The organism is Variovorax soli NBRC 106424, assembly GCF_001591385.1.
GTDB lineage: Bacteria > Pseudomonadota > Gammaproteobacteria > Burkholderiales > Burkholderiaceae_C > Variovorax > Variovorax soli.
Map to the genome: position 1 here is coordinate 1 of NZ_BCUU01000132.1, position 11832 is coordinate 11832.

Below are 11832 nucleotides of genomic sequence, written 5' to 3' on the forward strand. Positions count from 1 at the left end.
GGCGCCTGGGTGGGCGCCAGCGGCTCGAGCGCCACGCCGACCTTGGGCCGGCGTGCGTCCACCACCGTGGCGGCCGCGCCGTGGCGCAGCTTGAGCTCGCGCGCCAGTTCGCTCAGGGGCCCCTTGGCCAGCACCGGGGTGACCTGGCAGTCGCCCTGGCTGAGCAGCGGAACCAACTGATCCTGCGTCTTGGCGAACCACTTGGCGCGCCAGTTCTCGCGCGCGCTGTGGCTGACCCACTTGCTGATGCGATGGGTCATGCGCGGCGCGCAGGCCACCAGGATCCAGTGCACCGAGCCGGCCGGTGCCGGGTTGGCGGGCACATGCAGCCTGAGCTGGTCTCGGGCGTAGGCCGCATCGTCGACGAACAGGATGATGGTTTCCAAGATGTGCTTTCGACGAAGTGTTTTCTTTTTCAGTGCTCTCGCGACGGCTCCTGCGCCGCCGCGGCGATCTGGGCCGGCTCTTCAGGACGTGCCTTCTTGCGCGTGGCCAGCCAGGCCAGGCCCAGCACCAATACGATACAGCCAGCTTCCACCGCGTAGCGCAGTGCCACGGCAGGGTTTTCCTTGGTGCCGAACACGCTGGCGAGCATCGGTTCGGTCACGATCATCTTGGCGGCCGTATAGGCCAGCACGCCGGCGCCGATGTACATGATGGCCGGGAAGCGGTCCACCAGCTTGAGCACCATGGAGCTGCCGAACACCACGATCGGCACGCTGATCAGCAGGCCGATGACCACCAGATCGAACGAACCGTGCGCGGCACCGGCCACGCCCAGCACGTTGTCCACGCCCATCAGCGCGTCGGCCACGATGATGGTCTTCATGGCACCCCAGAAGGTGGTGGCGGTCACGCCGTGTTCGTCATGGTCGTCGCTGTTGGCGACGAGCTTGTAGGCGATCCACAGCAGGCCCAGGCCGCCGACCAGCAGCAGACCCGGAATCTTGAGCAGCCAGACCACGCCGATGGTCATGAGCGAGCGCACCACGATGGCGCCGACGGTCCCCCAGACGATTGCCTTTTTCTGCAGGTGCTTGGGCAGGGCGCGCGCGGCCAGGGCGATGACGATGGCGTTGTCGCCAGCGAGGACCAGGTCGATGAGGATGATGGCCAGCAGGGCAGACCACCAGGGGGCGCTCAAGAATTCCATTGAAGAAAACTCCGTTTGTAGTGACTTGACGAGATGCTTTTCGGTTCCCGCGTCTGGTCAGTTGGAGTGTTCGCTGCGAAGCCGCCGTGCAGTGAACGGAGCTTCAGAACGGGGCAACACTTCGACCAAACCTGGCGCAGGGTTCAATCGAAGGTCTTGCTCAGCCTGCCGCAAGCAAAAAGCACTTGCGGCCTACCCAGCAGGCCGGAAGCGCATGGCTCCGTATTGACGACCTGCCGATATCCGGAGCCGGCCAAGAAATGTTCCTTGTTGCCAGCGCCCGGACGGGAGCTACTCCCCTTCGGAAACCACGATTAGAGCATCGGCAAGTTGGCCTTGCAAGCGGAAAAAACTGAGTGATTCAAGCAAAATGCGTTCGCAACTTCGATGTTTATTGGATTTGATGCTATCAAAACAATAGCTAACGAAAGTATCGGCCCCTGCCGTCTTATCATTCGCGCCCAGCTTTTTTTCCCCGACATGGCCGCCATTCACATCACCGACATCGAGGCCGCCATCAACTACTGGCGCGAGCGCAAGCCGTCGCCCGACGGCATCACCCTGGCGCCTGAAATCCGCGCGCTGGCTGAGGTCTACGCGCTCATGGTCTTTCATCATGAAGACGAGGCCGACGAGTTCGGCTTTCCCGCCAAGGCCTGGGCGGCCTGGGAGGCCTGGTACCACACCACGCCCGACACGCCGTGCATTGCCATCTGCTCCACCAGCCAGGGAGACGACGAATGCAAGGGCTGCGGACGCACCTTCGACGAAGTGCAGCATTGGCCCGCCATGACGCCGGTGGAAAAGCGCGCCACCTGGCGCCGCATCACCATGCAGGACACCGCCTGGCGCTTCAACCGCTACGCCGAGCGCGCCCGGGAGTCGGACAAGCTCGCCGCGCCATCCGAACCCGCCGGCTGAGGAGGTCGAACGCGATGCGCCGTCTTGCCCAAGCGCCCAATCTGGCCATTGCCACGCTGTGGGCCGATGTGCTGCGCGCGCGGGGCATCGGCGCCTCGGTCCAGCGCGAGTTCCTCGCCGCGGCGGCTGGCCAGCTGCCGCCCGACCAGTGCCTGCCGGAAGTGTGGGTCGAGGACGACGATCAGTTCGAACAGGCCGAGCAGCTGCTGGCCGAATTGCGCCAACCCACGCAGCGGCGCTGGCATTGCGCATGCGGCGAACTGGTGGAGGGCGGCTTCGAGCAATGCTGGCGCTGCGGCGCCATGATGCCGCCGGGCAGCTGAGCGCCCGTTACTTCCAGCGCAGCGGCTCGATGTCGATGCTGCGCGACGCGTCGCCCAGCATCAGCACGCCTTCCTGGATGGTGGCCTGCAGCTGCATGCTGCGCTGGGCGCATGCGGCCAGCGCCTGCGCCGTGGCGGCCGGCACGCGGTACACCTGCAGGTTGGCCAGGCGGCTGAGCTTGTTCTCGATGCCGCGCCACCACACCTCGGCGGCATGCCCGTAGGCATACAGCAGCACCTCGTCGGCCTTGCCGCAGGCCTTGGTGAGCGGCTTTTCCTCGGGCTGCCCGACTTCGATCCACACCCGCATGCGGTCGGTGAAGTCGCGCAGGTACACGTCCGGGTCGTCCGGGTTCGACAGGCCGGCGCCGAAGCCCAGCGTGCCGTCGCCGGCGCACACGTCCTGCAGCTTGTGCGCGTTGAAGGCCAGCGCCACCAGGCGCAGCATCATGCGCTCGTCGGTTTCGCTGGGGTGGCGCGCGAGCGTCAGTGAATGGTCGGCGTAGTAGCCGTGGTCGATGTCGGCCACCGCGAGACTGGCCTTGAAGACTGTGGATTTGAGCGCCATGGGGCGGTGAGTTTAAGGCTCAGAACTTCACCGTTCCCTGCATGAACACCGTGCGCGGCGCCCCCACCAGCTTGCCGGCATTGGTGTCGGTGGTGCGCGTGAAGTAGCGCTCGTCGGTCAGGTTGTTCACGCCGAACGCCAGCTCCACGCCGGGGCGGCTGGGCATCTTCCATCGGGCCTGCACGTTCCACAGGCGGAAGCCGGGAATCACGCCCAGCGATCCGGCGGCGTTCTCGGCCTGGGTGTTGGCGTCGTCCGCATACTGATTGGACTGGTGCGTGCTCGACAGCTCGAAGTCCCAGGTGCCGAGGGCATAGCGCAGGCCCAGCGCATCGGTCCAGCGCGAATAGAAGGGCAGGTCGTTGCCGGCAAAGGCGCCCTCGCGCAGCGTTGCCTTGGTGTAGGTCAGGGCGGCATAGGCCGACAGGCCCGACAGCAGGCCCGCCTTGTCGAAGGCGTAGGTCGCGCGCGTCTCCACGCCCTGGTGATGCGTTTTGCCGCGGTTCACCCAATAGGCGGTGGCGCCGCTGCCGAACAGCTCCAGCTGGTTGTCGAAGCGCATGTCGAACACCGTGGCCTCGGCCGAGGTGCCGTCGCCGCGGTTCCAGCGCACGCCGGCCTCCACCGTCTCCGCGGTTTCCGCCTCCAGCGGATTGCCTCGCGGGTTCAGGTTGAGCTGCAGGTGCTGGATGCTGCCGTAGGAGGTGGTGTAGTTGCCGAACAGCGTGAACTGCGAATTCAGCAGGTAGGCCACATTGAGCGAGGGCAGCGGCTGGCTGTCCTTGACGGATTCGCTGTAGCCGTTGAGCTTGTTCACCCGGCCGGTTTCCACGTCCTCGAAGCGCAGGCCCGGGGTCACCCGCCAGTTGCCCACCGCGATCTGGTCGTCGATGTAGTAGGCATAGGCGTCGGTGCTGTTGTCCGATGCCCGGCTTACGCTGCTGCGGCCGGTGCGCAGGGTGGTGTTGATGACCGTCTCGTCGGCACGCTCGCGCAAATAGCGCATGCCCACCGACACGTCGTGCGTGAAGCTGCCCGCGAAGAAACGCTGCGTGTAGCGCGGCTCGATGCCGAACACGCCGTAGTTGCGCGGCTGGCTGCTCAGCGAGGTTGCGGTGGCGTCGAAGCCGTTGGCCAGCACGCTCTGGCGGAAGCTGTCGCTGTAGTAGGTGCGCAGCTCGAACTCCTGCGTGTCCGAGATGGTGTTGATGTAGCCCAGGTCGATGCCCGTGCGCCGGCCGCTCCACTGGTCGCGCGTGCGCTGCGACTGGAACGGGTCGGCGGCATACATCGCGCTGGTCAGGCCGCCGGGCACGTCGGTGCGCGCCTCGTAGTACGAGAACTTGCCGTACACCTCGGAGGTCGAGGTGAGCGCGTAGCGGAATTTCAGCGCCACGTCGTCCGTCTTCTCGTCGCTGTGCTGGCGCCAGCCCGAGCCGTCCTGGCCCGAATACAGCAGCGCCACGCCGAGGTCCTGGTTCACCTGGCCGCCGACGAAGGCGCTGTACTGCGTGTTGTGGCCGCCTTCGCTGAAGTCGTTGTAGCGCACCGCCGCATCGCCGGCCACCGGCTGGTTGGGAATGTCGCGGGTGCGGAAGTTGATGATGCCGCCCACGCTCTGCGGCCCGTAGCGCACGGCACCGCCGCCGCGCACCACGTCGATCGATTCGATGTTGCCCAGCGATAAGGGAGCGAAGGACAGCTGCGGCTGGCCGTAGGGCGCCACCGCCATCGGAATACCGTCCAGCAGCACCGTGGTGCGTGGCGAGTAGCGGCCCTCGAGGCCGCGCACGCCGATGTTCAGCGAGATGGCCGAGCCGCCGCTGGAGGAGTTGTTGGTGACCTGCACGCCCGGAATGAAGCGCATCACCCCGTCGATGGTGGACGCGCCGGTTTCGGCGATGGCCTCGCGCTTGACCACCGTGCGCGCGCCGGCAAAGCCCTGCACGCTGTTCTGCAGGCCCGAGCCGAGCCAGTCGGCGCTGACCTCGATGGCGTTGAGCTGGCCGCCATTGCTGGCGGTGACGCTGCTCTGCGCCCAGGCGTGAAGGGGCAGGGCCAGGCCGCAGGCGGTGGCGACGAGGGTGCGGGAAGGAAGCGAGCGTTTCTTGAGCATGGTGGTGTGTGACAGCGATCGTTTGGAAAAAGAAAACCGACAACGTCTTCAGCGTCTTCGGCGGCGCCACCACAGCCACAGGCCGCTGCCGCCCAGGGTGGCGAGCGACAGTCCGACAAGGGCCGTGAGGACTTCGTGCACCGGCCCGCCCAGCGTGCCGGTATGCAGGGGGTACATCACCGACACCGCGCGGGCGCCGAGATCGAGCTCGTTCCAGCGCTGGGCCGCAAGCACCTGCCCGGTGACCGGATGCAGGTACACGGCGCTGCGGCCGTTGGGGTGCGGATCGTCCGGCAGCTGCAGGCGCACTTGCACGGGGCGCGTGCGCTCGCCCGCCACGTGGATGTAGCCGACTGCCCCGTCGGGGAACACGGATTGCGCCCGGCTCACCAGTTCATCGAGCGCGGCTGGCGGCTGGCCGTCGACCACGGCAGCCACCTTGGGCGCCTTGACGGGGGCCTGCCCGGCCAGCTGGCTGACCCAGCCGCGCATCGGCGCCCAGGCCATGTAGGCACCCGTGACGATGGAGACCAGGATCAGCACGCCCAGCAGCGCGCCCGCCGTGCGGTGCAGGTCGAAGAGGGCGCGCATCAAGCCCTGGCGCCATTCCACGCGCAGCCTGGGCGGCCAGCTGCGCGGCCACCACAGCACCAGCCCGCCGACCAGCAGCAGCACGTAAGCCGCAGCCATGATGGTCAGCACCGCCTTTCCGCTTTCGCCCATGAGCAGTTCGCTGTGCAGCTCGAACAGCAGGTTGTAGGCGCCTTCGTGCTGGCCGCGCCGGCCCTGTTCGGCACCGGTGGACGGGTCGAAATAGACGGTGCCGCTCCAGCTGCCGCCGCGAACGCGCACCCACAGCGTGTCGTCCGCCTGGCGCGGCGGGCGCAGCGTCAGGCTGGAAGACGGGCCGAACTCAGCCAGCAGGTGCTGGCGGATGGGCTCCATCGGCGCCGTTGCGGCGCCGGGGGCGTGATTCGAATGAAAGAGCTGCGGGTTGGCCCAGCGGTCCAGCGCGGGCGCAACCACCAGGGCGGCGCCCAGCAGCGCTACCAGCGCAAGAAGCCAGCCGAAGCTGAGGGCAATCCAGCGATGCAGCTGGAGCCATAGACGACGCAAAGCAGGCCGCACGGAATGGGGCTATCGGGTGTCATGGTTGCTGGCTGGCGCGGCAGGTGGATGCGCGCTGGCTGGAAGAGGGCGAAAAAACAGGCGCGGAGGCCGCGCCTGTTTCTGCGGGCATTTTGCCACGCAGCGATCGCTTACTTGGGATCTGCGGCGGATTCCAGGCGGCGGGCCAGTTCGGCCGCCTTCCCGGTGTAGCTCGCCGGCGTCATGGCCAGCAGCCGGTCCTTCTCGGCCTGCGGGATCTCCAGCGAGCGGATCAGCCCGTGCAGCGCCTCGGCCGTCACCGTCTTGCCGCGCGTCACTTCCTTGAGCTGCTCGTAGGCGCCCTGCACGCCGAAGCGGCGCATCACCGTCTGGATCGGCTCGGCCAGCACTTCCCACGAGGCGTCCAGGTCGGCGGCCAGCGCCTCCTCGTTGAGCTCCAGCTTGCCCAGGCCGGTGGCCAGGCTGGCGTAGGCGAGGGTGGCATAGCCGAAGGCCACGCCGATGTTGCGCAGCACGGTGCTGTCGGTCAGGTCGCGCTGCCAGCGGCTCACGGGCAGCTTCTCGCTCAGGTGGCGCAGGATGGCGTTGGCCAGGCCCAGGTTGCCTTCGGCGTTCTCGAAGTCGATCGGGTTGACCTTGTGCGGCATGGTGGACGAGCCGATCTCGCCCTTCTTCAGCCGCTGCTTGAAGTAGCCCAGGCTCACATAGCCCCAGACGTCGCGCGAGAAGTCGACCAGGATGGTGTTGGCGCGGGCCAGCGCGTCGAACAGCTCGGCCATGTAGTCGTGCGGCTCGATCTGGATGCTGTAGGGCTGGAAGGTCAGGCCCAGGCCCAGCGGCGCCGGCGTCTCGACCACCTTGCGGCTGAAGGCTTCCCAGTCGAACTCGGGCCAGGCGGCCAGGTGCGCATTGTAGTTGCCCACCGCGCCGTTCATCTTGCCCAGCAGTTCCACCGAGGCGATCTGCGCGCGGGCCTTGGCCAGGCGCACCGCCACGTTGGCGATTTCCTTGCCCACGGTGGTCGGGCTGGCCGTCTGGCCGTGGGTGCGCGACAGCATGGGCACGGCGGCAAAGTCGCGCGCCATGTTGCCCAGGGTGGCCAGCAGGCCGTCCAGCGCCGGCAGGATGACGCTCTCGCGGGCCGCCTTGATCTGCAGCGCGTGGCTGGTGTTGTTGATGTCTTCGCTGGTGCAGGCGAAGTGAACGAACTCGGCGGCGGATTCCAGCTCGGGCCGGGCCTCGAACTTGGACTTGATCCAGTACTCGACCGCCTTCACGTCGTGGTTGGTGGTCTTCTCGATGTCCTTGATGGCACGGGCATCGGCCTCTGAGAAGTTGGCGACCAGGCCCAGCAGGTACTTGCGGGCGCCGCCGGTGAGCGGCTTGAACTCGGCAAAACCGGCGTCCGACAGGGCGATGAACCAGGCCACTTCCACCTGGACGCGACGGTGCATGTAGCCCTGTTCGCTCATCAGGGGCCGCAGGGCGGCGAGCTTGGCGGCATAGCGGCCGTCAAGGGGAGACAGGGCGGAAACAGTGGAGAGACTCATCCCCCAATTTTAGGTTGCGGCTTGTGCAACGGGCGTTCCACCTAGAATCAAAGCGCTAAAGATCGTCAAACGAGACGTCCCGGAGAGAAGAGAGAACGCATGAAATTGATCGGATCCGCCGCCAGCCCGTACGTACGCAAGGTCCGAGTCGTCATGGCCGAAAAGCGCCTGGACTACCAGTTCGTCCAGGAAAACGTCTGGGCCGACGACACCACCATCGGCCACTCCAATCCGCTGGGCAAGGTGCCCTGCCTGATCATGGAGGGCAGCGAAGCCATGTTCGATTCGCGCGTCATCGTCGAATACCTGGACACGCTGTCGCCGGTCGGCAAGCTCATTCCGTCCCAGGGCCGCGAGCGCGCCGAGGTCAAGACCTGGGAAGCGCTGGCCGACGGCGTGCTGGATGCCGGCGTGCTCTGGCGGCTGGAAGCGACCTGGCCCAAGCGGGCCGATGGCGAGCGCAGCCAGGCCTGGATCGAGCGCCAGCGCGCCAAGGTGCTGGCCGGTATTGCCGCCATGTCCAAGGGCCTGGGCGACAAGCCCTTTTGCAGCGGCATCCACCTGAGCCTGTCGGACATTGCCGTGGGCTGCGCCCTGGGCTGGGTGAGCTTCCGCTTTCCTGAAATCGATTGGCGCGCCGAATTCCCCAACCTGGACCGGCTGCATGAAAAGCTGCTGCAGCGGCCCAGCTTTGCGGACACGCAGCCGAGCTGAGATTTTTCAGCCCAAATGAAAAAGGCGCCCGAGGGCGCCTTTTGCTTTTTGCGTGTGTTGGGCCACGGAGGCCAAAAATACAAAAGTGCCGCGAAGCGCCCCGAAACGAAGGAGGGAGGGAGGGAGGAGGAGAAGAGTCGCTTCAGGATTTCGACCAGGCGCGCGTAGCGCAGGAAGACTTCGCGGCACGAAAACCGTCGCAGCAAGGCTGCTTGCACAGTATGAGGCAGCAATCTTTTGACGGTTCCCTGGACCGTGGTAAGTAAATGATACCGAAATGTCAACCCGCGCGGGATCGTTCCTGAATGCTTCAATGGGCTGGCTGGGCCAGTTGCTTTTGCAGCGCTGCGAGCAGGTCCCGGTCATCGGGTTCGGTCAGGCTCGAATAGGCCGCGACCACCTTGCCGTCGCGGCCCACCAGGTACTTGTAGAAGTTCCACTTGGGCGTGGTTCCGGTCTGGCGCGCCAGTTCCTTGAACAGCGGGTTGGCGTCGCTGCCGCGCACGGCCGACTTGACGAACATCGGGAATTTCACGCCGAAGGTGTTCTCGCAGAAGTCCGCCACTTCCTTGTTGCTGCCGGTTTCCTGTGCAAAGTCATTGGACGGAAAGCCAAGCACCACCAGGCCGTTGGCGCGGTATTTCCGGTCGAGCGCCTCCAGCCCCTCGTACTGGCGCGTGAATCCACAGAAGCTTGCGGTGTTCACCACCAGCAGCACCTTGCCCGCGTATTGGCACAGCGACTGGGGCTTTTCGTCCTGCAGGCGGTCGAAGCTCTGGCGCAGCAGGGAAGGGCAACTGGCCGGGTAGGCGGCGCCCGAGGCTGGGGGCGGAGCCGACTGGCCGTGGGCGCCGCCGGCCAGGGCCAGCAGGGCCCCGGCAGCGGCGCTCAGGAGTGTTCGGACGGTCAGTCGGAAGGGGTGCGGCATGACAAATCTCCAACGACAGGTAAAAACGATTGGATACGGCCCAGAAAGCCAGATTGCGGCAGTTTAAAATCCGTTAGCTCAAGAAAGACCCAAAATGCTGTACCCGGAACTCTTCAGGCAACTCGAATCCGTCCGCTGGGACATGGATCGGGACATTCCCTGGCAGTCCTTCGACGCCAGCCGCCTGACCGATGAGCAGGCGCAAACCATCAAGATGAACGCCATCACCGAGTGGGCGGCGCTGCCGGCCACCGAGATGTTCCTGCGCGACAACCGGCACGACAGCGATTTTTCCGCTTTCATGTCCATCTGGTTCTTCGAAGAGCAAAAGCACTCGCTGGTGCTGATGGAATACCTCAAGCGCTTTGCGCCCCAGCATGCGCCCACCGAGCAGGAGCTGCACGAGGTGCGCTTCGACTTCGACCCGGCGCCGCCGCTGGAGACGCTCATGCTGCACTTTTGCGGCGAGATCCGCCTGAACCACTGGTACCGCCGGGCCGCCGAGTGGCACACCGAGCCGGTCATCAAGCACATCTACACCACGCTCAGCCAGGACGAAGCGCGCCACGGCGGCGCCTACCTGCGCTACATGAAGCGTGCCCTGGAAAAGTTCGGCGACGAGGCGCGCAGCGCCTTCACCAAGGTGGGCGTGCTCATGGCCAGTGCGCGCCGCACGGCCCAGGCGCTGCATCCGACCAACCTGCATGTGAACAAGTCGCTGTTCCCCAACGACACCATCCAGAGCCGCATGCCCGACCCCAACTGGCTCGAGCACTGGCTGGACAAGCAGATCAATTTCGACGCCGTGTGGGAAGGCAAGGTCGGCGAGCGCATCCTGCACAACCTGAGCCTGCTGATGAACCGCAGCTTCAAGACCGTGCAGGAGCTCAACCGCTACCGCAAGGAGCTGGCCGCCACGCTGGCGCCCAAGACCGCCTACCAGGGCGCCTGATTTCGCGAGGAGCGGGCAAGCCCGCTCGCCCGTCACAACGCGGCACCTGCGAACGTCTTGCACGCATGGATGCCGCCACCCAAGCCTTCGATCGCCTGCGCCCGCGCCTGATGGGCATCGCCTACCGCATGCTCGGCTCCGTCGCCGAGGCGGAAGAGGTGGTGCAGGACGCCTGGCTGCGCTGGCACGAAGCTGCCACGGATGCGCTGCAAAGCGCCGAGGCCTGGCTGGTGTCCGTGGTGACGCGCCTGTCCATCGACCGGTTGCGCGCGGCCAAGGTGCGGCGCGAACACTATTTCGGCACCTGGCTGCCCGAGCCGCTGGTGAGCGATTCGCCCGCCTCGCCCGAGCAGTTGCTCGAGCGCGCCGACAACCTGTCTGTCGCCTTCCTCGCCCTCATGGAGCGGCTCACGCCCGAGGCGCGCGCCGCATTCCTGCTGCGCGAGGTGTTCGATGCGGACTACGGCGAGGTCGCGCGCGTGCTCGGCAAGAGCGAGGCCGCCTGCCGCCAGCTGGTGCACCGCGCCAAGGCGCAGCTGCGCGACGAGCGCCCGCGCTTCCCGGTCGACCGCACGGCGCACGAGCGGCTGCTGCAGGGCTTTGCGCAGGCCGCCATGAAGGGTGACCTGAAGCAGATCAAGGCGCTGCTGGCCGAGCAGGTCGAACTGGTGGGCGACGGCGGCGGCAAGGCGCCCAGCTTCGGCAAGGTGCTGCGCGGGCGCGACCGGCTGGCGCACCTGTACTACGCCGTGGCGCTGCGAGCCCGCGGCTCGTTGCAGATGGTGCTGGCCGAGGTCAACGGCATGCCGGGCCTGCTGCGCTACGTGAATGGCGAACTCGAATCGGTGCAGTCCTTCGAGACCGATGGTGTGCACATCCTGCGCATCCATTCGCAGCGCAATCCGGACAAGCTGCAGAACGTCCGGCCGCTCTGAGTCGGCCGCCCGTTGTCACAGCGCGGGCCGGCTGGCCGTCTTGTGGATGTAGCTCAACCCAAAGGACATCCATCATGACCCAAGAAATCAACACCAAGGCGCGACTGCCCTGGCACCAGCTGGCACCGCAAGCCTACAAGGCCATGGGCGGCGCCGCGGCCGCGCTGGCGGACTCGACCCTGGGCACCCGCCTCATCGACCTGGTCCAGCTGCGCGTGTCGCAGATCAACGGCTGCGCCTACTGCGTGGACAAGCATGCGCGCGACCTGCTCGAGCTGGGCGAGGACCTGCAGCGCATCAACAGCCTCGTGACCTGGCACGAAGTGTCCCTGTACGACGCGCGCGAGCGCGCCGCGCTGCAATGGGCCGAAAGCCTCACGCAGGTGGCCGACACGCATGCGCCCGATGCGGACTTCGAGCGGCTGCGCGCGCATTTCGACGACCGCGAGATCGCCGAGCTGACGCTGGTCGTGGCGATGATGAATGCGTGGAACCGCATGGGCGTGGGCATGCGCATGCCCGTGGTGCCCAAGGCGCTGCAGCCGGCCTGATCCGCTGGCCC

General features: G+C 66.4%; 13 protein-coding genes. 6 read left to right on the forward strand and 7 right to left on the reverse strand.

Annotated elements, in window-relative coordinates; genetic code table 11:
- On the reverse strand, positions 1-386 hold a 386-nt coding region (locus tag VSO01S_RS24045; RefSeq protein ID WP_068645311.1), incomplete at its 3' end, for a hypothetical protein.
- Positions 387-415: 29 nt separating this feature from the next.
- The gene (locus tag VSO01S_RS24050; protein WP_068645312.1) at positions 416-1153 is read right to left on the reverse strand and encodes a TerC family protein; all 738 of its coding nucleotides are present in this window, start codon (positions 1151-1153) and stop codon (positions 416-418) included.
- A 480-nt stretch (positions 1154-1633) separates the two neighbouring features.
- On the opposite strand from VSO01S_RS24050, the gene VSO01S_RS24055 reads away from it, so the two are divergent.
- Positions 1634-2074, forward strand: coding sequence for a DUF3717 domain-containing protein (locus VSO01S_RS24055; RefSeq protein ID WP_068645313.1), 441 nt, complete (start codon positions 1634-1636; stop codon positions 2072-2074).
- Between the two features lie 14 nt (positions 2075-2088).
- Positions 2089-2397, forward strand: a complete 309-nt coding sequence (locus VSO01S_RS24060) for a putative signal transducing protein (RefSeq protein ID WP_068645314.1) — start codon at positions 2089-2091, stop codon at positions 2395-2397.
- Positions 2398-2404: 7 nt separating this feature from the next.
- Here VSO01S_RS24060 and VSO01S_RS24065 read toward each other — a convergent pair whose 3' ends face one another.
- From VSO01S_RS24065 to purB, 4 genes are all read right to left on the reverse strand, one after another.
- On the reverse strand, positions 2405-2965 hold the full coding sequence (locus VSO01S_RS24065) for a YaeQ family protein (RefSeq protein ID WP_068645315.1): 561 nt from the start codon (positions 2963-2965) through the stop codon (positions 2405-2407).
- A gap of 19 nt (positions 2966-2984) precedes the next feature.
- Positions 2985-5081 (reverse strand): TonB-dependent receptor family protein, encoded by a 2097-nt coding sequence (locus tag VSO01S_RS24070; RefSeq protein WP_068645316.1) that lies wholly within the window; start codon positions 5079-5081, stop codon positions 2985-2987.
- A 48-nt stretch (positions 5082-5129) separates the two neighbouring features.
- Positions 5130-6209 (reverse strand): PepSY-associated TM helix domain-containing protein, encoded by a 1080-nt coding sequence (locus VSO01S_RS24075; protein ID WP_068645317.1) that lies wholly within the window; start codon positions 6207-6209, stop codon positions 5130-5132.
- A 131-nt stretch (positions 6210-6340) separates the two neighbouring features.
- Complete coding sequence (gene purB / locus VSO01S_RS24080; RefSeq protein WP_068645318.1) at positions 6341-7741, reverse strand: adenylosuccinate lyase; 1401 nt, start codon at positions 7739-7741, stop codon at positions 6341-6343.
- Positions 7742-7840: 99 nt separating this feature from the next.
- Between purB and VSO01S_RS24085 the strand changes: the two genes are divergently transcribed.
- Positions 7841-8455, forward strand: a complete 615-nt coding sequence (locus tag VSO01S_RS24085; RefSeq protein WP_068645319.1) for a glutathione S-transferase C-terminal domain-containing protein — start codon at positions 7841-7843, stop codon at positions 8453-8455.
- Positions 8456-8765: 310 nt separating this feature from the next.
- Here VSO01S_RS24085 and VSO01S_RS24090 read toward each other — a convergent pair whose 3' ends face one another.
- Positions 8766-9383 carry a glutathione peroxidase gene (locus VSO01S_RS24090; RefSeq protein WP_068645320.1) on the reverse strand — a complete coding sequence of 206 codons (618 nt, stop codon included), beginning with the start codon at positions 9381-9383 and terminating at the stop codon, positions 8766-8768.
- Positions 9384-9477: 94 nt separating this feature from the next.
- Here VSO01S_RS24090 and VSO01S_RS24095 point away from each other — a divergent pair, with 94 nt between their 5' ends.
- The 3 genes from VSO01S_RS24095 (at position 9478) to VSO01S_RS24105 (ending at position 11821) form a co-directional block, all read left to right on the forward strand.
- Positions 9478-10335 (forward strand): ferritin family protein, encoded by an 858-nt coding sequence (locus VSO01S_RS24095; protein WP_068645321.1) that lies wholly within the window; start codon positions 9478-9480, stop codon positions 10333-10335.
- Between the two features lie 65 nt (positions 10336-10400).
- A complete protein-coding gene (locus tag VSO01S_RS24100; RefSeq protein ID WP_068645322.1) occupies positions 10401-11270 on the forward strand; it encodes an RNA polymerase sigma-70 factor in 870 nt (289 codons plus the stop codon).
- Positions 11271-11344: 74 nt separating this feature from the next.
- Complete coding sequence (locus VSO01S_RS24105) at positions 11345-11821, forward strand: carboxymuconolactone decarboxylase family protein (protein WP_068645323.1); 477 nt, start codon at positions 11345-11347, stop codon at positions 11819-11821.
- Positions 11822-11832: the final 11 nt, after the last annotated feature.

Coding starts and splice junctions, on each gene's coding strand:
- VSO01S_RS24060 (WP_068645314.1), top strand. CDS start 2,089: ATGCGCCGTCTTGCCCAAGCGCCCAATCTGGCCATTGCCACGCTGTGG.
- VSO01S_RS24085 (WP_068645319.1), top strand. CDS start 7,841: ATGAAATTGATCGGATCCGCCGCCAGCCCGTACGTACGCAAGGTCCGA.
- VSO01S_RS24090 (WP_068645320.1), bottom strand. CDS start 9,383: ATGCCGCACCCCTTCCGACTGACCGTCCGAACACTCCTGAGCGCCGCT.
- VSO01S_RS24050 (WP_068645312.1), bottom strand. CDS start 1,153: ATGGAATTCTTGAGCGCCCCCTGGTGGTCTGCCCTGCTGGCCATCATC.
- VSO01S_RS24100 (WP_068645322.1), top strand. CDS start 10,401: ATGGATGCCGCCACCCAAGCCTTCGATCGCCTGCGCCCGCGCCTGATG.
- VSO01S_RS24070 (WP_068645316.1), bottom strand. CDS start 5,081: ATGCTCAAGAAACGCTCGCTTCCTTCCCGCACCCTCGTCGCCACCGCC.
- VSO01S_RS24055 (WP_068645313.1), top strand. CDS start 1,634: ATGGCCGCCATTCACATCACCGACATCGAGGCCGCCATCAACTACTGG.
- VSO01S_RS24105 (WP_068645323.1), top strand. CDS start 11,345: ATGACCCAAGAAATCAACACCAAGGCGCGACTGCCCTGGCACCAGCTG.
- VSO01S_RS24095 (WP_068645321.1), top strand. CDS start 9,478: ATGCTGTACCCGGAACTCTTCAGGCAACTCGAATCCGTCCGCTGGGAC.
- purB (WP_068645318.1), bottom strand. CDS start 7,741: ATGAGTCTCTCCACTGTTTCCGCCCTGTCTCCCCTTGACGGCCGCTAT.
- VSO01S_RS24065 (WP_068645315.1), bottom strand. CDS start 2,965: ATGGCGCTCAAATCCACAGTCTTCAAGGCCAGTCTCGCGGTGGCCGAC.